The 18,159-nt window shown below is 69.9% G+C and carries 20 protein-coding genes and 3 pseudogenes; 14 read left to right on the top strand and 9 right to left on the bottom strand.

Translation table 11 applies throughout. The features are described 5' to 3' along the window. Positions 1 to 24: 24 nt before the first annotated feature. Positions 25 to 2,064: a hydantoinase/oxoprolinase family protein gene (locus tag K4S16_RS03650; RefSeq protein WP_235036547.1), complete on the top strand. Its 2,040-nt coding sequence runs from the start codon at positions 25 to 27 to the stop codon at positions 2,062 to 2,064. Then, positions 2,061 to 3,902, top strand: coding sequence for a hydantoinase B/oxoprolinase family protein (locus tag K4S16_RS03645; protein ID WP_149257334.1), 1,842 nt, complete (start codon positions 2,061 to 2,063; stop codon positions 3,900 to 3,902). Before K4S16_RS03650 ends, K4S16_RS03645 begins: the two co-directional genes overlap by 4 nt. Positions 3,903 to 3,924: 22 nt before the next feature. Here K4S16_RS03645 and K4S16_RS03640 read toward each other — a convergent pair whose 3' ends face one another. From K4S16_RS03640 to K4S16_RS03620, 5 genes are read right to left on the bottom strand one after another with little or no spacing between them, the layout of a single operon-like run. Next, positions 3,925 to 5,055: a glycosyltransferase gene (locus K4S16_RS03640; protein ID WP_149257333.1), complete on the bottom strand. Its 1,131-nt coding sequence runs from the start codon at positions 5,053 to 5,055 to the stop codon at positions 3,925 to 3,927. After that, positions 5,055 to 5,639: a hypothetical protein gene (locus tag K4S16_RS03635; RefSeq protein ID WP_149257332.1), complete on the bottom strand. Its 585-nt coding sequence runs from the start codon at positions 5,637 to 5,639 to the stop codon at positions 5,055 to 5,057. The genes K4S16_RS03640 and K4S16_RS03635 overlap by 1 nt, the downstream gene beginning before the upstream one ends. Positions 5,640 to 5,697: 58 nt before the next feature. Next, complete coding sequence (gene vanX, locus K4S16_RS03630; protein ID WP_149257331.1) at positions 5,698 to 6,306, bottom strand: D-Ala-D-Ala dipeptidase VanX; 609 nt, start codon at positions 6,304 to 6,306, stop codon at positions 5,698 to 5,700. Continuing rightward, positions 6,303 to 7,343, bottom strand: a complete 1,041-nt coding sequence (gene vanA, locus K4S16_RS03625; protein WP_149257330.1) for a D-alanine--(R)-lactate ligase — start codon at positions 7,341 to 7,343, stop codon at positions 6,303 to 6,305. Before vanA ends, vanX begins: the two co-directional genes overlap by 4 nt. Further along, the gene (locus tag K4S16_RS03620; protein ID WP_149258007.1) at positions 7,340 to 8,329 is read right to left on the bottom strand and encodes a D-isomer specific 2-hydroxyacid dehydrogenase family protein; all 990 of its coding nucleotides are present in this window, start codon (positions 8,327 to 8,329) and stop codon (positions 7,340 to 7,342) included. Before K4S16_RS03620 ends, vanA begins: the two co-directional genes overlap by 4 nt. 135 nt (positions 8,330 to 8,464) lie before the next feature. Here K4S16_RS03620 and ureA point away from each other — a divergent pair. From ureA to K4S16_RS03605, 4 genes and pseudogenes are all read left to right on the top strand, one after another. After that, positions 8,465 to 8,647 (top strand): annotated as a pseudogene (gene ureA, locus K4S16_RS44930) (urease subunit gamma); the annotation flags it as partial. A 37-nt stretch (positions 8,648 to 8,684) separates the two neighbouring features. Beyond that, a pseudogene (locus tag K4S16_RS44925) lies at positions 8,685 to 9,014 on the top strand (urease subunit beta); the annotation flags it as partial. A gap of 7 nt (positions 9,015 to 9,021) precedes the next feature. After that, positions 9,022 to 9,582: pseudogene (locus K4S16_RS03610) on the top strand (amidohydrolase family protein); the annotation flags it as partial. A 110-nt stretch (positions 9,583 to 9,692) separates the two neighbouring features. Further along, on the top strand, positions 9,693 to 10,316 hold the full coding sequence (locus K4S16_RS03605) for an urease accessory protein UreD (RefSeq protein ID WP_200841670.1): 624 nt from the start codon (positions 9,693 to 9,695) through the stop codon (positions 10,314 to 10,316). A gap of 13 nt (positions 10,317 to 10,329) precedes the next feature. On the opposite strand, the gene K4S16_RS03600 is transcribed toward K4S16_RS03605, so the two are convergent. Continuing rightward, positions 10,330 to 10,746, bottom strand: a complete 417-nt coding sequence (locus K4S16_RS03600) for a VOC family protein (protein WP_149257328.1) — start codon at positions 10,744 to 10,746, stop codon at positions 10,330 to 10,332. A gap of 224 nt (positions 10,747 to 10,970) precedes the next feature. On the opposite strand from K4S16_RS03600, the gene K4S16_RS03595 reads away from it, so the two are divergent. Beyond that, positions 10,971 to 12,068, top strand: coding sequence for a hypothetical protein (locus K4S16_RS03595; protein ID WP_149257327.1), 1,098 nt, complete (start codon positions 10,971 to 10,973; stop codon positions 12,066 to 12,068). A 24-nt stretch (positions 12,069 to 12,092) separates the two neighbouring features. Here K4S16_RS03595 and K4S16_RS03590 read toward each other — a convergent pair whose 3' ends face one another. Next, a complete protein-coding gene (locus K4S16_RS03590; protein ID WP_149257326.1) occupies positions 12,093 to 12,482 on the bottom strand; it encodes an ATP-binding protein in 390 nt (129 codons plus the stop codon). Between the two features lie 176 nt (positions 12,483 to 12,658). Here K4S16_RS03590 and K4S16_RS03585 point away from each other — a divergent pair, with 176 nt between their 5' ends. Both K4S16_RS03585 and K4S16_RS03580 read left to right on the top strand, forming a co-directional pair. Beyond that, positions 12,659 to 13,435: a helix-turn-helix transcriptional regulator gene (locus tag K4S16_RS03585; RefSeq protein WP_160160845.1), complete on the top strand. Its 777-nt coding sequence runs from the start codon at positions 12,659 to 12,661 to the stop codon at positions 13,433 to 13,435. After that, a complete protein-coding gene (locus tag K4S16_RS03580; RefSeq protein ID WP_235036545.1) occupies positions 13,432 to 13,626 on the top strand; it encodes a DUF397 domain-containing protein in 195 nt (64 codons plus the stop codon). Before K4S16_RS03585 ends, K4S16_RS03580 begins: the two co-directional genes overlap by 4 nt. A 22-nt stretch (positions 13,627 to 13,648) precedes the next feature. Here K4S16_RS03580 and K4S16_RS03575 read toward each other — a convergent pair whose 3' ends face one another. Beyond that, on the bottom strand, positions 13,649 to 14,083 hold the full coding sequence (locus K4S16_RS03575; RefSeq protein ID WP_160160844.1) for a VOC family protein: 435 nt from the start codon (positions 14,081 to 14,083) through the stop codon (positions 13,649 to 13,651). Positions 14,084 to 14,383: 300 nt separating this feature from the next. On the opposite strand from K4S16_RS03575, the gene K4S16_RS44920 reads away from it, so the two are divergent. From K4S16_RS44920 to K4S16_RS44910, 3 genes are all read left to right on the top strand, one after another. Then, entirely contained in the window at positions 14,384 to 14,620 is a 237-nt protein-coding gene (locus tag K4S16_RS44920) for a hypothetical protein (RefSeq protein ID WP_200841669.1), read from the top strand. Next, on the top strand, positions 14,617 to 14,871 hold the full coding sequence (locus K4S16_RS44915) for a hypothetical protein (RefSeq protein ID WP_200841668.1): 255 nt from the start codon (positions 14,617 to 14,619) through the stop codon (positions 14,869 to 14,871). The genes K4S16_RS44920 and K4S16_RS44915 overlap by 4 nt, the downstream gene beginning before the upstream one ends. Before the next feature lie 104 nt (positions 14,872 to 14,975). After that, positions 14,976 to 15,230 carry a hypothetical protein gene (locus K4S16_RS44910; RefSeq protein ID WP_200841667.1) on the top strand — a complete coding sequence of 85 codons (255 nt, stop codon included), beginning with the start codon at positions 14,976 to 14,978 and terminating at the stop codon, positions 15,228 to 15,230. 292 nt (positions 15,231 to 15,522) lie between these two features. On the opposite strand, the gene K4S16_RS03560 is transcribed toward K4S16_RS44910, so the two are convergent. Continuing rightward, positions 15,523 to 16,767, bottom strand: a complete 1,245-nt coding sequence (locus K4S16_RS03560) for an HNH endonuclease signature motif containing protein (RefSeq protein WP_149257323.1) — start codon at positions 16,765 to 16,767, stop codon at positions 15,523 to 15,525. A gap of 609 nt (positions 16,768 to 17,376) precedes the next feature. On the opposite strand from K4S16_RS03560, the gene K4S16_RS03555 reads away from it, so the two are divergent. Together K4S16_RS03555 and K4S16_RS03550 are read left to right on the top strand one after the other, a co-directional pair. Next, complete coding sequence (locus K4S16_RS03555) at positions 17,377 to 17,580, top strand: hypothetical protein (protein WP_149257322.1); 204 nt, start codon at positions 17,377 to 17,379, stop codon at positions 17,578 to 17,580. Continuing rightward, positions 17,577 to 17,972, top strand: a complete 396-nt coding sequence (locus K4S16_RS03550; protein WP_200841666.1) for a type II toxin-antitoxin system death-on-curing family toxin — start codon at positions 17,577 to 17,579, stop codon at positions 17,970 to 17,972. Before K4S16_RS03555 ends, K4S16_RS03550 begins: the two co-directional genes overlap by 4 nt. The last annotated feature ends 187 nt before the right edge of the window (positions 17,973 to 18,159 follow it).

Raw genomic sequence — 18,159 nt, 5'->3', positions numbered from 1 at the left:
GGTGTTCCTGGTGAGGCGGGGCCTGTGGTGACGCGGTTGCGGATCGGCATCGACACGGGCGGGACGTTCACCGACGTCGTCGCCCTGGACGGCGACGGGACCCTCGTCACCACGAAGACGCCCTCGACGCCCGCCGACCCGGCCGAGGGGTTCGCCGACGGCGTCGCCAAGATCCTCCGGCTGACCGGCGCGGGGCCGCAGGACGTCGCGGCGCTGTCGCACGGCACGACGGTCGCGACGAACCGGCTCCTGGAGGACCGGATCGACGACCTCGGGTTCGTCACGACCGAGGGCTTCGAGTCGGTCCTGGAGATCGCCAGGCAGAGCGTCCCGGACGGCTACGGCAACAGCTACTTCTGGGTGAAGCCGCCGCGGATCGTCCCCGCGCACCGCGTGCGGGCGGTCGGCGGGCGGCTCGACCACACCGGCGCCGAGCTGCGCCCGTTCGACGAGGAGTCGGCGGTCGCGGCGGCCCGCTGGTTCCGCGACCAGGGGATCCTCGCGATCGGGGTGTGCTTCCTGCACTCCTACGCCGACCCGTCGCACGAGCTGGCGATGCGGGACGTGCTGGCCCGCGAGCACCCGGACGCGGTCGTGTCGCTGTCGTGCGAGGTGCTGCGCGAGTACCGCGAGTACGAGCGGTCGGTGACGACGCTCGTCGACGCCGCCGTCAAGCCCGCGATGAACGGCTACCTCGCGCGGATCGCCGAGCGCGTCGCGGCGCGGCTGCTGGTGATGAAGAGCAACGGCGGCGTGCTGTCGGCGGACGAGGTGGCGCGGCAGCCGATCACGACCGTCCTGTCCGGCCCGGCGGCCGGGGCGCTCGGCGCGGCGTTCGTCGTCTCGCGCAGCGGGCACGGCTCGGTCGTGACGCTGGACGGCGGCGGGACGTCCACCGACGTCGCGGTGGTCCTGGACGGCGAGCCGACCCTCACCACCGAGGGCTCCATCGGCCGCCACCCCGTCAAGATCCCGATGATCGACATCGTGACCGTCGGCGCGGGCGGCGGGTCGGTCGCGTGGCGCTCGCCGGAGGGCGCGCTGAAGGTCGGGCCGCGCAGCGCCGGGGCCGATCCCGGGCCGCTCTGCTACGGGCGCGGCGGCGCCGAGGTCACGGTGACCGACGCGCACGCCGTCCTCGGCCGCATCCCGCCGCACCTGCTGGGCGGCGAGGTGCCGCTGGACGTGGCCGCCGCCCGCCGGGGCCTGGAGGCGCTCGCCGCGGAGCTCGGCCTGCCGGTCGAGCGGGCCGCCGCCGGGATCCTGGAGATCTCCGCGTGGAACCAGGCCAACGCCATCCGGCAGATCACCGTGAAGCGCGGCCTGGACGTGCGCGACTACCCGCTCGTCGCGTTCGGCGGCTCCGGCCCCCTGCTGGCGTGCCGGCTGCTCGACGTCCTCGGCCTGCCCGCCGCCGTCGTCCCGGAGAACCCCGGCAACCTGTCGGCGTTCGGGCTGCTCACGGTGGACGTGAAGAACGACTACGTCCGGACCCGCGTGGTCGGCGACGCCGAGCTCGACCCCGCGCTCCTCGCCGAGGTCTACGCCGACCTCGAAGCCGAGGCCGCCGAGGCGCTGGCCCGCGAGGGGTTCCCCGAGGACCGCCGCCGCTTCGCCCGCTCCGCCGACCTGCGCTACTACGGCCAGGCGTTCGAGGTGCGGGTCGCCGCGCCCGCCGGACCGCCGGACGGGGAGCTGCGCGCCGAGGTCGTCCGCCGGTTCCACGACGCGCACGAGGCCCTCTACGGCTACTGCTACCGGGACGACCCGCGCCACCCGGTCGAATGGGTCAACCTGCGGGTCTCCGGCATCGGCCCCATCGAACGGCCGCGCCTGACCGAGCGCCCGCCCGGGGACGGCGACGCGTCCCGGGCCCGCACCGGAACCCGGACGGTCTACTTCGACGCGTGGGAGGAGTCGGCCGTCTACCGGCGCGAGAAACTCGCGCCCGGCGACACCGTCGAAGGCCCGGCCGTCATCGAGGAGTTCGGCTCGACGCTTCCGCTGCACCCCGGCTTCACGGCGACCCTCGACGGCCACGGCAACCTGGTGGTGACGCGATGACCGGCCCTCTTACCGCACCCGTGACGGACCCGATCCTGCTGGAGATCGTCGAAGGGACGCTGGCGTCGGTGGAGCGCGAGGTCGAGACGGCCATCGCCCGCACCGCCCGCTCGCCGATGATCCGCGACGCGCACGACTTCCGCGCCGGGATCCACGACCGGCGCCTGCGCAAGCTGACCGGGCGGTCGTACTCGGCGCTCGTCCAGCCGGTCGCCCGCGACTTCCCGCCGGAGGAGATGCGGCCCGGCGACGTCTTCTTCCACAACGACGTGTACCTGTCCGAAGGCGGCATCGGGCACCTGCCGGACCTGTGCGTGACGGTCCCGGTGTTCCACGAGGACGAGGTGGTCGCGTTCGTCCAGGCGTTCGGCCACCACGACGACATCGGCGGCGCCGTCCCCGGATCGATGCCGAGCCACGCCCGCAGCGCGTTCGAGGAGGGCCTCATGGTCCCGCCGATCAAGCTGTGGGACCGCGGCGTGCCGAACCGGGCGGCGCTGACCATCATGACCCGCAACTCGCGGATGCCCGACTCGCTCGCCGGCGACCTGGACGCCGAGTGCTCGGCCTGCCTGATGGGCGCCCGCCGCCTCGGCGAGCTGTTCGCCCGCTACGGCCGCGCCGACGTGGAGGCGTGCTTCGACGCCATCATCGACCGGACCACCGAGACGTTCCGCCGCGAGCTGCTCGCCAAGATCCCGGACGGGACGTTCGTGTGGGAGGACTACGCCGAGCACGACGGCGTCGACCCGCCCCGCCTGCACGCGCAGCGCATCACGCTGACCGTCGACAAGGCGGCCGCCGTCCCGCTGACCATCGACTTCACCGGGACGTCCCCGCAGGCCAGGGGGCCCATCAACCACGCGGGCGACTACTCCGACGGGGTGTTCCTGAAGAAGTGGCTGGCGCCCGTCCTGCGCAACCTCGCCGACACCCCCGAGCGGGCCGCCGAACTCGACGTGAACGAGGGCGTGGTGCCGCTGATCGAGATGCGGTTCCCGGAGAAGGGCACGCTGCTCACGCCCGTGTTCCCCGCCCCGACCAACGCCCGCACGTTCGTCATCCTGCGGCTGCTCGGCGTCCTCGCGGGCGTGCTGGCCAAGGCGACGGGCGGGCGGATGCCGGCCGACCAGGAGACGATCCGCTACACGGGCGTCTACGGCGAGGACGACCGCGGCCCCTACCTGATGCGCGAGGTCCTCGGCGGCGGCTCGGGCGGCCGCTACTACGCCGACGGCGAGGACACCATCCACGTCGTCCCCGACTCCCGCAACATCCCCGCCGAGTTCGCCGAGGCGCGCTGGCCGTTCGTCGTCGAACGCCTCGGCCTCGCCGTCGACTCCGGCGGGCCGGGGGAGTACCGCGGCGGCCTCGGCTACGACAAGCACATCCGGATGCTCCGCGACGCCCACTACATGTCGATCGCCGACCGCTCCATCCTGTCGTGCTGGGGCGTCAACGGCGGCCGCGCGGGACGCCCGTTCCGCGTCGACATCGACGGCGAGGAGATGGACGGCCTGGTGGACGACCGGCCCGTCCGCGCCGGGCAGGTCATCCGCATCCGCACCACCGGCGGGGGCGGCTGGGGCGACCCGCTGAACCGCGACCCGTCCCGCGTGGCCGCCGACGTCCGCGACGGCAAGGTCTCCCTGGAAGGCGCCCGCGAGGACTACGGCGTCGTCCTGGCGGATGGAGCGGTGGACGCCGAGGCGACCGAGACCCTGCGGGCGCGCCTGCGCGTGGAGCGCGGCCCGACCCCGTTCTTCGACCGCGGCCCCGGCTTCCCCACCCTCTCCGGCGGCGCCACCACCGCCGCCGTCGACACCCTCGACCCGTGACGACGAGCCGTATCCGCACGGTTCACTCCAAGCCTCGTGAGGCGGTACTTCGTTGCTCCGCGACAGCGGCGAGCACGCGCCGGGCCAGGATGAGGTCCGCGTCCGGTGTGCCGGCCGCCGACGCGTGGGTCGACATCGCCGCGATCCGTTCGGGATCGGTGAGCACCGGGATCAGGGTGGTCTCGATCCAAGCCGGATCGAGGTCGCCGTCGTCGACGAGCAGTGCCCCACCGGCCGCGACGACCGGCTCGGCGTTCAGCCGCTGCTCACCGCCGCGCAGCGGTAGCGGGACGTACGCGGCCGGCAGACCGACGGCGGCCAGTTCGGCGCACGTCATCGCTCCCGAGCGGCAGATCACGAAGTCGGCCGCTGCGTAGGCGTACTGCATCTCGTCTACGAAGGGTACGACGACGTAGGGCGGATCGGCGGGGTCGCGGTCCGGCGCTCCGACCACGTGCTGCGGCCCGGTGATGTGCAGCACCTGTACACCGGTCGCCCGCAACGCCGCAGCCGCGCCGGACACCGCGGCGTTGATCGAATGGGCGCCCTGTGAGCCGCCGGTGACCATCAGTACCGGCCCGTCGGGTCGCAGCCCGAACCGCCGCCGGGCGGCGTCGCGCAGCACGGGCCGGTCGAGCCCGGTGATCGCCGGCCGCAGCGGAATCCCGATGGCGGTGGCGTGCGCCAGCCGGACACTCGGCGCGGCGGTGAACACGTGCGTCGTCATCCGGGCCGCCAGCCGGTTGGCCACTCCGGGCCGGGCGTTCGCCTCGTGGACGACGATCGGCAGGCCCTGCCTGTGGGCGGCAAGGTAGGCCGGCATGGCCACGTAGCCACCGAAGCCCACCACGACCTCGGCCCGGACGCGGTCGAGCACGATCTCGGCCGCCCGCACCGAGTCGCGGAGCCTGCCCGGCGTCTGCAGCAGGGCCCGGTTCAGTTTGCGCGGCAGCGGCGCCGGTGGGATGAGTTCGAGCGGGTAGCCGCGGGCGGGAACGAGCGTGGTGTCCAGACCGCGGACGGTGCCGAGGGCGGTGATCTCGGCCGTGGGCTCCAGACGGCGCAGGGCGTCGGCGAAGTTCATCGCGGGCTCGATGTGCCCTGCCGAATGGCCGCCGGCGACGACGACGCGCGGTGGCGGCTCGCCCGGCATCACGATGTCCCTCCGATCAGGATTCCGCGGTTCGCGTGAAACCGCTCGAACACCTGCATCGGCAATGACGCGGAGTCTGAATTGTGTGAATAGCCCGACGGATTATGGAACCGCACCACATCGTCTTCGACCGCATAGACCAGCACGAGGTGGCCCCCACGTTGGGGCGCGTGGGTGTTCGGGTCGCGAATCTCGGGTGATACTGACGCGATCATGACCTGCCCGGGTTGCACTTTTTGGCTGGATATGTAAATGGGCGTGCGCTCGACCAGTTCGCAGTGGAATCCGAACTGTGAGCTGACCCAGGCCATGAACGGCCGGTAGATGAGCCCCTGCACCTTGCCGGAGGGCTCCACCACGTAGCAGCCCCAGTCGAGGGCCAGCGCGAGGAGTTCGCCCATCGGCAGCCTGATGTCGGTCCAGCCCTGGAGCAGCGACTGCAGGCACGCTAGACCGCAGACCTTGCGGGACCAGAAAAGGTATTCCTCGCCTGAGCGGTATCCGTCGGAGGCCCAGTCGTGCAGTCGCGATGGATCGGTGCCGCCCAGGAAGACCTCCAGCCCCGATAGGCCGGTGCGCTGCATGACGACCTCGTCGTTGCGTTCCAGATGTCCCCACTGCGAGATGCAGTGGAGACTCCGATCACGTGATGGGGAAGTCGAAGTAGACATCAGGATGGGGCTCGTCTCTAAGCGTGTAGTGCCACCATTCGCAGTCGTACCGATCGAATCCGCAGTCCTCCATGATGGAACGGAGATGCTCACGGTTCTGGGCCTCGGTCGGCGTGATTCCTCGGGCTCGATGACGTGAGATCGGGTCCATGAGGTCGTGGCCGCCCCCCATGGGAGCGAGCTCGCCGGTGGCAAGGTGATAGAGGGTCAGGTCGATGGCGCTGCCCCTGCTGTGGCCCGACTTCGCGGCCACATAACCGTTCTCGAACATCTGGGGCCGGTCGAGGTTCGGGTAGTGTCGCGGTTTGGTCCGGCCATCCTCGGGCTGTTCCGACCAGCGTAGGAAGCAGTCGACGGCGCGTTGGGGGCGATACCCGTCCCAGAGAAGCAGCCCGAAGCCAAGGGAGGCCGCCTTCTCGCGTGCTTGCGAGAGGGCCTCGCACAGGGACCGGGTGCCGACGATGCGATTCGCGAGATAGCCGTCCACCGGTTTGCCGGTGAAATTGTCCCAGGTGGCGTACTTGGCATCCCAGCGGACGCCCTTCACCCAGTCGTCGACGTAGACGAAGTCGTCGATCATCGCTTCTTTCCGTGCAGTGCCATCGAGATGAGCCGGTCGATCACGTCGGACAGCGACAATCCCGCGGCGGCCATCATCCGCGGGTAGCGGCTGTAGGACGTCAGGCCGGGCATGGTGTTGACCTCGTTGAGCACCACCTGTCCGTCGTCGGTGAGGAACAGGTCGACGCGGGCAAGTCCCTTGCAGCCCAGCGCGCGGTAGATGGTCTTGGCCGCCTCCTGGACGAGCCGGCGCGAGTCGTCGGAGATGTCGGCGGGAACGATGAACGTCGAGTTCTCCGATCCGGTCTCGGGTGAGTCCTCCTGGTGGATCCTGAAGAATCCGTGCGAGAGGTCGACCCGGTCCACCTCGCCGGTGACCAGGCCGAATGGTTCTTCGAGGACTGCGCAGCCGATCTCGCTGCCGGCCACGGCCTCCTCGACCAAGGCCTTCGAGTCGTACTGGTGCGCCGCGCTCAGCGCGCTCGTCAGTTCCTCTTTTTCGGTGACTTTGCTGACGCCGAACGAGGAGCCCGAACGAGCCGGCTTCACGAAGACGGGATACCGAAGACGGTCGGGATCGACCTTCTCGTTCTCCGTGACGACCCAGAAGTTCGGCGTGGCGATTCCCGCGCTCCTGGTGACGCTGTAAGCCAAGGACTTGTCCATGCACACGGCCGAGCTCTGGATGTCGCAGCCGACGTAGGGGATGCCGGAGAGCTCCAACAGGCCTTGGATCGCGCCGTCCTCGCCGAGCCTGCCGTGAAGTACGGGGAAGACGAGGTCGAGGCGCACCGTCTCGTAGCCCTCCTGCCCCATGACCAGGAGACCGTGCACGCTTCGGTCAGGTGACAGCGTGACGGGACGGGCGCCGCCGTTCTCCCAGTCCGCGGCGGGGCCGTCGCACAGTTTCCAATCGCCGTCGGCCGTGATGCCGATCCAGAACGGCTCGTACTTCTCGGTGTCGAGGTTCCTTGCGACCTCGCGCGCTGACTTGATGGAGACGGGATGTTCCTCGCAAGCGCCTCCGAAGATGACTCCGACCTTCAACCTGCTCATGCTGTTCTCCCGCTCTCGAAGTTCAGGCAGTTGATGAGACTGTTCTCGACGATGTCTTTCAGGGCGTGTTCGGTGTCATAGGCGGAGTGCGGAGTGATCAGCACATTCGGCAGGCGCTGCAGTCGTACCAGGGCCTCGTTCTCGAGATACCTGTTCCGGCAGTCGGCGTAGAAGATGCCTTCCTCGCCTTCGAGGACGTCCAGTGCCGCGCCGCCCAGCCTGCCGCTCTCCAGTGCGGCGAGGAGGGCCTCGGTGTCGAGCAGCGGTCCGCGACCTGTGTTGACGATGTACGAGCCGGGCTTCATCCGCTCGATGCGATGGCGATCGAGGAGATGGCGGGTGTCCGCCGTGAGCGGGGTGTGGAGCGTCACGATGTCGCTCAGTTCGATCAGTTCGTCGAACGGCACGTGTCCGGTCGAGGCGTGTGATCGGTTGTCGTGGGTCAGCACGCGGCAGCCGAAGCCTCGCAGCCGGTCGATGACCGCTGTGCCGATGCGGCCTGTTCCGACCACTCCGACGGTCAGGTCCCGCAGTTCCCTGCCGCGGGCGTGGCTCAGCCGATAGTCGTGAGTGTCGGTGCGGCGGATGGTGGATTTCGCGTGGCGCACGACCATGAGCATCAACATCAACGTGTAGTCGGCCACGCTGTCCGGTGAGTAGGCGACGTTGCCGACCGAGATGCCGACGCTCTCGGCGTACTCCAGGTCGATGTGGTCGTAACCGATGCTTCTGGTGCAGATGTATTCCACACCTGCCTTGCTCAGCGCTAGAAGCGTGGGATTGGTGATCTGAGTCTTGTGGTTAACGCTGACGCATCGGTTGCCGCGTGCCAGTTCAGCGTTGGTCTCGCAGACGGCGGCCTCGGTGATGGTGAGCGACAATCCGAGGCGTGCCCCCATCTCCTGGAACAAGGCGGCTTCGTCCCGGCCGCATCCGAAGACCACGAGTCCTGTCGTCGGGATTGACGAGGGAGATGGCTCGGGCATCGTTCGGGCGCGAAGATCCGTGGTCGCTTCGCAGGAGATCGAACTCAATTCTTTGGAGTCCATGTCCCAAGCCAAGACCGCGCCGTGTTGTCAGCACGTATGCAATTTTCGATATGCGGACGATATGCCGTCCCCCTGACCGCGCACGTGCTCGAAGGGGCCAGGGACGGAAGGACCGTCCGGGAGCTGATGGCCTCGGGGCACGCCGTGCTCACCCGCCGGGGGGTGATGGAGGGCGTCCCCGAGATGATCGAGATGATCCAGGTGGAGGCGACCTTCCCGGACGGCACCAAGCTGGTGACCATCACCGACCCCGTCCCCGCGGCCCGACGTCACCGCGCCCGGGCAGGTCGAGCATCCGGGGCAGGCCGAGCCGGTGCGGGTCAACGAGGGGCCGCCGGTGACGAGGGTCGAGGTCCGCAACACCGGCGACCGCGCGGTGCAGGTCGGCTCCCACTACCACCTCTACGAGGTGAACCCGGCGCTGGAGATCCGGCCGGTGCCGGTGGCGCCGCACGCGGCGTCCGACCGGGAGTGCGCCTCCGGCAAGCGCCTGAACATCCCCGCGGGCAAGTCGCGGCGCTTCGAGACCGCCTGCCGCGTCGAGGTCGACCTGGTTCCCCTGCAGGGGGAGCGGAAGGTCATGGGGCTGCGCGCCATGGTCGGAGGCGAGCTGCGTGACTGAGCCCGAAGTGTGCCGTCCCCGGCTCGAGCGCGCGGAGTACGCCGACCTGTACGGGCCGACCGCGGGCGACCGGATCCGGCTCGCCGACACCGACCTGTGGATCGAGATCACCGAGGACTGGGCGGGCGGCCCGGGGCACAGCGGGGACGAGGTGGTGTTCGGTGGCGGCAAGGTGATCCGCGAGTCGATGGGCCAGTCCTGCGTGTCGCGCGCCGAGGGCGCCCCCGACACGGTGATCACCGGGGTGGTGGTCCTGGACCACTGGGGCGTCGTCAAGGCGGATGTCGCGCTGCGCGGCGGTGACATCGTCGCCCTGGGCAAGGCCTACAACCCCGAGACCATGAACCGGCGCCACGACGACCACGCGGTCGCCGCCGACATCGTGATCGGCCCGGAGACCGAGATCATCGCCGGCAACGGCAAGATCCTCACCGCGGGCGGGGTGGACACGCACGTCCACTTCATCTGCCCCGAGCAGCTCGACGAGGCGCTGGGTTCGGGCGTGACGACGCTCGTCGGCGGCGGCACGGGGCCCGCCGAGGGCAGCAAGGCCACCACCGTAGGGCCGCGGCCGCGGACGGAGTCACCGATCTGCCGCTGCTCCACGGCGACGGCCCCTTCGCGCTCCGCCGCCTCCGCCCCCGCGGCTCCGAGGCGCGCGTCTGCCTGCTGAACACCATGAGCGCCCCGCACAACGGCGACCGCCTGCGCATCGAGGCCGTCGTCGGGCCGGGCGCCGACCTGCGCGCCATCTCGGCCGCCGCCACGGTCGCGCTGCCCGGGCCCGCACCCGACCACGCGGTCCTCGACGTGGCGCTGCGCGTAGCGGACTCCGCGCGGCTGCACCGGCTGCCCGAACCCGTCATCTCCGCCGCCGGAAGCGACCTGCGCCAGCACGTCCGCGTCGACCTGGCCCGCACCGCCCGGCTCGTCCTCAGCGAACAGCAGGTCCTCGGCCGCGCACACGAGCCGACGGGACGGCTGGCCGGCCGCATCACCGTCCGCCGCGGCGGACGGACACTGCTGGACCAGCACTGCGCCTACGGTCCCGGCGCCCCCGGCTGGGACGGCCCCGCCGTGCTGGCCGGCAACCGCGCCGTCGGCCAACTGCTCGTCGTCGACCCGACGTACCGGGACGATCCGCCCGGACGCGAATACTCGACGACATGCCAGCGCGCGCACGGCGTCATCACCCCGCTCGCGGGCCCGGGCGTCCTCCTCACCGCCGTGGCCCCCGACGCCGGCGACCTCCGCCGCTGTCTCGACGCCGCACTCCACCACCTCGGCCACCGCACAGGCTGAACCGCCAGGCGGGCTAGGCCCGGGTGCCGGGTTCGGCGAGCTCGATGATGTTTCCGAGGTTGTCGCTGACGAACGCGACGCGTTGCCCGATCTCCTCGATCGTCATGGGGCCGCCGAGCAGCCGCACGCCCAGGTCGCGCAAATCGGTGACGACCGCGTCGAGATCCGCGACGGCGAGGCAGAAGTGGTGCAGCCGCGCCGGGTTCATGCTCGACAGGATGTCGCCGGCCGGCGCCCGGCGGTCCGACGCGACCGCCATCAGTTCGATCCTGACGTCTCCGTGGACGAGGAAGGCGAACGTCATGCCGTGGGTCTCGAACCGCCGCTCGACGGTGAAGCCGAGCGTCCGCGAGTACCACGCGATGGTGGCGTCGAGGTCCTCCGGAGTCAGGGTGATGCCGACATGGTCATGGGAGAGGGAGATGCTCATGCGGCCAACTTCGCCGACCGCCGGGCCCCCGCAAGAGATGGATAACCGGAAGGCTTGTCCAGGAAGCACAGCGGCCCGGCTACCCCGAACCCTCCGGCGGCGCCCCCGGGGCTCCGGCTTGCATCCCGTTCCCCCGTGCGGGGGAGCGGGATGGCTCTTTCGAGGGGTTACCGGCCGAAGTGGGCCGCCGACGATGGTGATCGCTTGCAGGGGAGGGAGCTTTCGTGGCGATCACAGGGGCAGAGCAGGCGCACGGGCGGACCACCGGGGCCGCGCTGTGCTGGTCGGCGGTGGCGGCCGGACTGGGGTTGTGGTGGGTGCTGCAGCCGTCGGCGTATCTGCTGGGGCGGGGGGACGCGGAGTCTCCCCCGCTGGCCTTCGACATCGGGGCGCGTCCTGGGGCGATCGGGTTGCTCGTGCTCGGCGGGCTGGGCGTCGCGGTGGCTCTCGTCCTGCGCGACCGGCGACGCGTCGAGGCGATGCGCCGACCGCTTCTCGGCCTCGCGGCCGGATACGCGGGGCTGGGATTCGTGCTTCCGGGCTACAGCCTGATGATCGCCGTCGCCTACGCCTCCGCGTTCTCGGCGCCGGTCGTCCTGCCGGCGGCGCTGCTGGCGCGCGCCCTGCGGCTCGGCCGGGTGGGCACGTCGGTGCTGGTGGGGGTTCCGGCGGCGGCGGGGGCCGGGTTCGCCGCCTTCATCGTGGCGTACAAGGGCGCCCACTGGGGCGTGTTCGCCGTCGTCGGCGGGGCCATCTGGGCGGCCTGCACGGTGACCACGTTCCGGATCGGCAAGCGGCGCTGCGCCCGCTGCGGCCGACCCGGCGCCGCCTGGACGCGGCCGCAGGCCGCGGCGCGCTGGGGGCGGAAGGTGACGATCGCCGCCGCGCTCATGCCCTTGCCGTACGGGCTCGTCCGGCTGACCTGGCTGACGCCGTGGGGGATCGCGTTCCCCGAGGACGGCGGCTGGGGGATCTGGGTCACCGGCATGCTCCTCGGCTGCGTGTCCGAGGGGGGAGCGATCCTGATCCGCGGGCTCATCCGCCCTTGGGGGGAGGTGTGGCCGAGATGGGTTCCGGTGGTGCATGGGCGCCCGATACCGGTCGCCGTCCCCACCAGCGCGGCACTGGTGGTCTCGGCCGTGCTGACCCTGTTCACCGTCTTCCTGGTCACGGAGATTCCTCGGGGAGAGGAGGGGCTGCTCTTCAGCCTGGTGTTCGTACCGCTCGGGCTGTGGGGGCCGCTGCTGGCCGCCGCGGCGCTCGCCTACTACTACCGTCGCCGCGGCGCCTGCACCCACTGCCCCGCAGCGCCCGCCCAATAGTGCTCATGAAACACGAGCGAGGGCTTACGGGATGATCCGCGCCCAGACCCACTTGCCGCCGCCGGGGTCGCGCGTCACCCCGCACGCGGCGGACAGGGCCTGGACGATGTGCAGCCCCCAACCGCCGTTGTCGTCGAACGCCTCCTCGGACAGGTCGAGATCATCGAGGGTGAGCCCGACCTTCGGCCTGGCTCGCGGGAAGTCGGACGCCCCGTCCCACACGGCGATGATGACCCCGTGCGCGTCCCGACTCACCTGGAGCCGCAGCTCCGCGCGCGGCGTCCGCTCGGCCGCGTTGGTGACGAGCTCCGAGACGATGAGCAGCGCATCATCGAGAACGTGCGAATAGCCCCATTTGTGAAATCGCGCCCCCGCCAGTGTCCGCGCCAACCCCACCGCCGCCGCGGACCCCATCAAGGGAATGATCAATTCTCCGGCCGCCGTCGCCATCCGCGCCCCGCCTTCGCTCGGTTTCGATTTCCCGTGGCAAGGCTGTCCGGAGATGCTTATATTTCGCTGTGTCCACGTGAGTTGAAAACCCGGGAGCAGCCATGTCCTCTGTTCGGGAACCCTTGGACCCCAGGGTGTCGGTGTGGCACTTCCTGGCCTTCTACATGCGTTTCATGAGGGAGAAGGCCGGGCTGTCGCTTGCTCAGTGCGGCGAGATCATCGGTGCCGCGCGTTCCACCGTTTCCAACCTGGAGGCGGGCAGGCGACGTCCCCAGGATGATCAGATGCGGCTGCTTGACAAGCATTATGGGACGGGACTGCTTTTTCAGCTCATCCTCTGGTTTGCCCGAATGGCGCACGATCCAGACTGGGCACGCCAGTGCATGGAGTACGAGAAACAAGCTCTTGCGATCAAGACCTGCCACGGCAAGGCGATACCTCGCCCGTTTCAAACCGAGGGATACATCCGCGCGATGCTCCGAACGGAAGCGGCGAAAGACTTTGAGGACGAGGTCGGCACCCGCGTGGAGCGGCAACGCCTGATCTTGGAGCGGGTCGACCCGCCAACACTGTGGATGCTTGTGGACGAAAGCGTATTGTCGTGTCCCGTCGGTGGCCCCGAGGTCATGAGGTGCCAACTGGAGCACCTGCTCGACCTTGCGAGTCAGTCGAACGTCATCATGAGGATCGTGCCTGCGGCGGCCGGCCCTCACCACGGCTTCGACGGGCCGTTCCAGGTCATCAGCCTGCCGGAGCGGGATGTCGCCTACGCCGGTGCCCAGAACGGCGGCCGCTTGATCGAGAGCCCTGTTGAAGCGAGGGATTTTTCGACTAAGTTCGAACGTATCGGTGCGAAGGCCCTCCCTGAGGACGCCTCACTTGCCCTTATCAAGCGACACTTGGAGCAGTACTCGTGATCGTTAATTGGCGGAAGAGCAGTCACAGCGGCGGCATTAGTGATCAGCAGTGTGTTGAGCTGGGGCGTCTTGCGCCGGGGGTGGGGATCGGCGTGCGTGATTCCAAGGATCCGGATGGCGGTCACCTTGCGTTGAGCGTGGTGCAGTTCGCGGGGTTGGTCGAGCAGATCAAGGGGCGCCTGGAGCGGTGACGCTGCCTGGGCGGTGGGGCGCTCAGTTCGATCGAGCGCCCGGGGGCCAGGTGCCGGGTTCGGCGAGTTCGATGATGTTGCCGAGGTTGTCGCTGATGAACGCGATGCGCTGACCGAGCTCCTCGATCGTCATGGGGCCGCCGAGCAGCCGCACGCCCAGGTCGCGCAGCTCGGTGACGACCGCGTCGAGGTCCGTGACGGCGAGGCAGAAGTGGTGCAGGCGCGCCGGGGCCATGCTCGACAGGATGTCCTCGATCGGCTCCTGGCGGACGGAGGCGACCGCCATCAATTCGATCTTGACGTCACCGTGGACGAGGAAGACGAACGTCATGCCGGGGGAGTCGAACCGCCGGTCGACGGTGAAGCCGAGCGTTCGGGAGTACCAGGCGATGGTGGCGTCGAGGTCCTCGGGGGTGAGGTTGATGCCGACGTGGTCATGGGCGAAGGAGAGGCTCATGTGGTCAACTTCGCCGACCGCCGGGCCCGCCGCAAGAGACGGACCAACGAGAGGAAGAGGGGCACCACCCTCGCCCGGCGGTGACCGGCGAGAACCGAAGTATGGCCACTGACGCCGCGACGCTGGGCGCCACATCGCGCTCGTGGCGCGACCGCATCCCGCCGACGGCCGCGGGACTGCCGGGCGGCCGCACCCGCCGGGCGAGAGGTCTGCGGCGGGAGGAACCGGCCGACCTAGCCGTGATCTCCGTCGACTACGTCGTGCGCCTCGAACAGGGACGCTCCACGACCCCCGGCGCAGGTGGCGCTCGCGCTCGCCCGCGCCCTGGCTCACCGGCCCCTTGCGGCTCACCGCGCCCTGCGGCTCACCGGCGTCCTGCGGCTCACCGGCGCCGAGCGAGATCACCTCTACCGGGTGGTCGGCCTCGTCCCGCCGTCCGACCGGGAGTTCTCCGACGACATCCCGCCCGGCCTCGGGCGCCTGCTCACCAGGCTGGGCGACACCGCCGCCGCGGTCCTCGCCGCGGACTACGGTTGATCTGCTGGAACCGAGGCTGGGCGGCGCTGCTGGGAGACCCGCCGCGGACCCCACCGCACCTCCGCGACTTCGCCCGCGACACCTTCCCGAGCGACGAGGAGGGGCCGCGCCTCTCGCACTGGCCCGTGAACGCGGCCGCCCAGGAGGCGGTCGAGGCCGCACTCGTGTCCGACCTGCGCCGCGCCACGGGACGCTTTCCGAACAGCACGCGCCTGACGGACCTGATCCACGTGCTCACCTCGGGCAACTAGCGCTTCGCCGCGCTGTGGGCCACCGGCGCGGTCGGCGCGCACTGGGAGCAGCACAAGGTCGTCGACCCCCCTCGGTCGGGCCGACCACGGTTGACTGGGACGTCATGACCGACGGCGCCGCGGAGCGGAAGATCGTCATCCTGACCGCCGCACCGGGCGACGAGGTCGGGACCAGGATGCGGCTGGCGGTCGAGTCGGACGTCCCCACTCCGACCATTTCCTTCGCCTGGTCCCGGCACCGGATGCCCAATGGCGATGAGCAGACGCTGGAGCCGAACCCCGCCTCCGCGGTGCCGCCGAGCCGCGTGACCGCCCGCACCCGTGTCGCCTGTCGATCTCCAAGGCGGCTGGAGCCCTGACGGCGGGATGATGTCGGGTTGCGCGCCGCCGAGTGGAGCGCGGCCGAGCGACTTCGGCGCGCCGGGCATCAGGTCCTGACCCCCGACCTGTTCGCCGGCACGCACCGGGACGACCCACGACCAGGGGTTCCAGATAGCCGGCGAGGTCGGCTGGCCGGCGGTGGTCGAGCTCGCCCGGCAGTCACTCCGGGTCATGCCGGACGAGACCGTGCTGCTCGGCTCAGCCCAACGGTGGCTTCGACCCCCAAGGAACCGATCCCAAGGGACCGATCCAGGGTGAACGGCACCGGGATCAGGCGGCGCGGTAGTGCATCTCCGCCGGTGGAGGTGGGGGACGGTTGCGGGCTTCCTCGGGAGTGCGGAGATGGTAGGCGTAGCGGCCGTCCGCGCGCCTGGTGACGTGGATCTGCTCGGGGTTTGAGGACTTCCAGCGGTTGTGCCACCCGCAGGTGAGGGCGAGTTTGTCGATGTCGGTGGGGCTGCCCAGAGCCCAACCGTGGACGTGGTCGACCTCGCAGAGGGTGCCGGGCACCTCGCAGCTCTCGACGGCGCAGGTGGGGTAGAGGGTTTCCAGGACTTGGCGCTGGGCGGGGCTTGCGAACCGCGCCCTGTGGCCGAGGTAGAGGGGTAGGTGGCCTCGGCCCAGGATCAGGGCGGAGACGCCTGCGCTGAGGGCTATGCGGCGGGCCTGCGCGGCGGGAATCGGCGTGCCGTCGGTGAGCCGGGCGGGGGCCTGCCCTCCGGTGAGGGTGTCCAGATCACAGATGACGGTGACCTTGGTGGCCTTGTGCCCGCCCGAGAGGACGCCGGTCAACGCGGCCGCCGTGCGTTCGGACAAGTCGCGCCGGTCGTCGGTCCCGGCGGGCTTGGCCAGGGGCCCTAGGGTGCCGTCCCAGATGGCGGCGTCCTCGGCGTTGAGCCACCCTTTGATGTAGCGGCCGCCGTCCAGTGACCGTGTCGAGTCGATCCAGGAGCGGTCGTAGCCGCGGCCGGAGTCCGCATCGGGGGCTTCGGTACCGTCCCGCTCGGCGACCAGTTGGGCGATCCGGGTTCCGAACGCTGCGACCTTCCCGGCGGAGAACCCTTGGCGGACCAGACCGAGCAGGATGTCTTCGGCTGCGGCGCAGTCCTCGGCGTTCAGGCGGGTGACGGCGCCTGCGATGGTGGCGGCGTACCCATAGGACAGCTCGCCGCAGGCCAGGAGCTTGGTGACCTCGGGCAGGCGATGGCGCTCGCGGGCCAGAGCAAGACGTTCCTTCGCGCGGGCCTCACGCATGCCCAGACGAGAGCGTAACCACGCCCGGGCGGACGGGTAGCCCCGGCGACGCAGCTCGCCGGTGGTGTCCACCCGGCTGATCAACGCGGCGAGGGCGCTCTCGTGCCGGTCAACGGCGCGGACCAGGGTTTCGGCGGCCTGCATGCACGCCGCCGGGCTCTCGGGCGCCTCCCGGTGGGCGAGTTCGGCCGCGATCAAGGCCGCCGCGTCCACCAACTCCCTGGTGGACATCGACGCCACATCGATCACGATCGAACTCATGCTCCCATTTTATCGAACGATTCAATCGCCAACCTCCAATTCCAGGTGAGACTATTGCATCCTTCTGGCTGCCCGATAATGTGAACAAACAAGGCTTTAGTCGAAGTTCTTAGGATTGGCAAAGATGTTCAAGATAGCCCGAGATGACCGGAGATCGAGACACATGGCCGACGTGCCTCGATCAGGACCGGGATACCGCCGGTCCTCAGTTCGCCACCGCCAAGGACCTGCTGGCCGGAGACTCTTCGCAGACATCAGATGTGCCCGGCTGTGGAGGCGTTCCGTAGGAACGCCCTACAGCAACCCCGGCGCGAACCCAACTGCTGAATACCGACCCGATCCGGCCGAGCCCAGCCGAAGTGACTTGAGCCTGGGGCTGCCGCAGCGTTCGAGCCGACCCGCACGGGGCGCCGTGACTTGTCGCTATCGAAACCATGTTGATCCGATGAAGAGCGCCGCAACCACGCGACCGGCCCCGTACAGGCGCGCCATGGGGAGAGCGATCAACAAGCTGGCAGGGTCCCCCTTGGACGTGGTCCTCCGACATCACCGAACCACCTCTAGTACCATCGGTGATACCAAAATGACGTACGCAGGGAGAGTCCTGGCATGGCCTTCGCAGCGCGCCTTCCCGACGACCTGGACGCCTGGCTCGACGAGGCGGCCACGGCCGAGCAGCGGTCCAAGAACGCGATACTGATCACTGCTCTCGAGGAGTACCGGCAGCGCCGGGAACTCGCTCACGTGCTCGAACTCGCCGACGAGACGGCGCGCGACCACCGGAACCTGTTGGACCGGCTGGGCGACGCGTGAGCGTGCGCTACCTGACGGCCGAAGAGATCGTCGCCGTCGGGCGCCGGGCCGTCGGCGAGCACCTCAACGTGCGGGACTTCGGGCTGGTCGCATCGGCGGCCGCACGGCCGGCCACGGTGACCTTCGGCGTGGACCCCTACCCCACCCTTCTCGAAAAGGCCGCCGCGCTGCTGCACTCGCTCACCACCTCCCACCCGTTCACTGACGGGAACAAGCGAGTCGCCTTCGCCGCCACCGATGTCTTCCTCAAGCTCAACGGAGCACGCTTCGACCCCGAAGCCGAGGACGACCTGTTCACCACCGTTATCGACACCGCCACCCATGCCCTCAACGACGTCCCGGCCATCGCCAAGCGGCTCGAGCGCCTGATACGGGCGGCCGGTGCTCGGTAAGGCGCTCGCAACCGCGGACGTTTCCGCCGAGCGGAGATGGCATGACTGCATACGCTCCGCATCTGATCGAGTGCAGTTAGTGGCGAGGAAATGTCGGGTTGCTCTCAGTGGCGGCAAGGCGGCATGGAACGCGAAACAGAGGGGACTGATCTCGGCCGAGTGGCGATCACTTTCGTGCTTTCGGCGT

The sequence above is a fragment of the Actinomadura sp. K4S16 genome, from assembly GCF_008327685.1.
GTDB lineage: Bacteria > Actinomycetota > Actinomycetes > Streptosporangiales > Streptosporangiaceae > Spirillospora.
This window is presented reverse-complemented; position numbering and strand designations above follow the sequence as displayed.

What these genes read in the sequence shown, in the direction of transcription:
- K4S16_RS03560 (WP_149257323.1), bottom strand. Translation starts at nt 16,767, where the DNA reads ATGAGTTCGATCGTGATCGATGTGGCGTCGATGTCCACCAGGGAGTTG.
- vanA (WP_149257330.1), bottom strand. Translation starts at nt 7,343, where the DNA reads ATGAGCAGGTTGAAGGTCGGAGTCATCTTCGGAGGCGCTTGCGAGGAA.
- vanX (WP_149257331.1), bottom strand. Translation starts at nt 6,306, where the DNA reads ATGATCGACGACTTCGTCTACGTCGACGACTGGGTGAAGGGCGTCCGC.
- K4S16_RS03555 (WP_149257322.1), top strand. Translation starts at nt 17,377, where the DNA reads ATGGCCTTCGCAGCGCGCCTTCCCGACGACCTGGACGCCTGGCTCGAC.
- K4S16_RS03645 (WP_149257334.1), top strand. Translation starts at nt 2,061, where the DNA reads ATGACCGGCCCTCTTACCGCACCCGTGACGGACCCGATCCTGCTGGAG.
- K4S16_RS03600 (WP_149257328.1), bottom strand. Translation starts at nt 10,746, where the DNA reads ATGAGCATCTCCCTCTCCCATGACCATGTCGGCATCACCCTGACTCCG.
- K4S16_RS03620 (WP_149258007.1), bottom strand. Translation starts at nt 8,329, where the DNA reads ATGCCCGAGCCATCTCCCTCGTCAATCCCGACGACAGGACTCGTGGTC.
- K4S16_RS03605 (WP_200841670.1), top strand. Translation starts at nt 9,693, where the DNA reads ATGAGCGCCCCGCACAACGGCGACCGCCTGCGCATCGAGGCCGTCGTC.
- K4S16_RS03640 (WP_149257333.1), bottom strand. Translation starts at nt 5,055, where the DNA reads ATGCCGGGCGAGCCGCCACCGCGCGTCGTCGTCGCCGGCGGCCATTCG.
- K4S16_RS03635 (WP_149257332.1), bottom strand. Translation starts at nt 5,639, where the DNA reads ATGCAGCGCACCGGCCTATCGGGGCTGGAGGTCTTCCTGGGCGGCACC.
- K4S16_RS03590 (WP_149257326.1), bottom strand. Translation starts at nt 12,482, where the DNA reads ATGGGGTCCGCGGCGGCGGTGGGGTTGGCGCGGACACTGGCGGGGGCG.
- K4S16_RS03575 (WP_160160844.1), bottom strand. Translation starts at nt 14,083, where the DNA reads ATGAGCCTCTCCTTCGCCCATGACCACGTCGGCATCAACCTCACCCCC.
- K4S16_RS44910 (WP_200841667.1), top strand. Translation starts at nt 14,976, where the DNA reads ATGACCGACGGCGCCGCGGAGCGGAAGATCGTCATCCTGACCGCCGCA.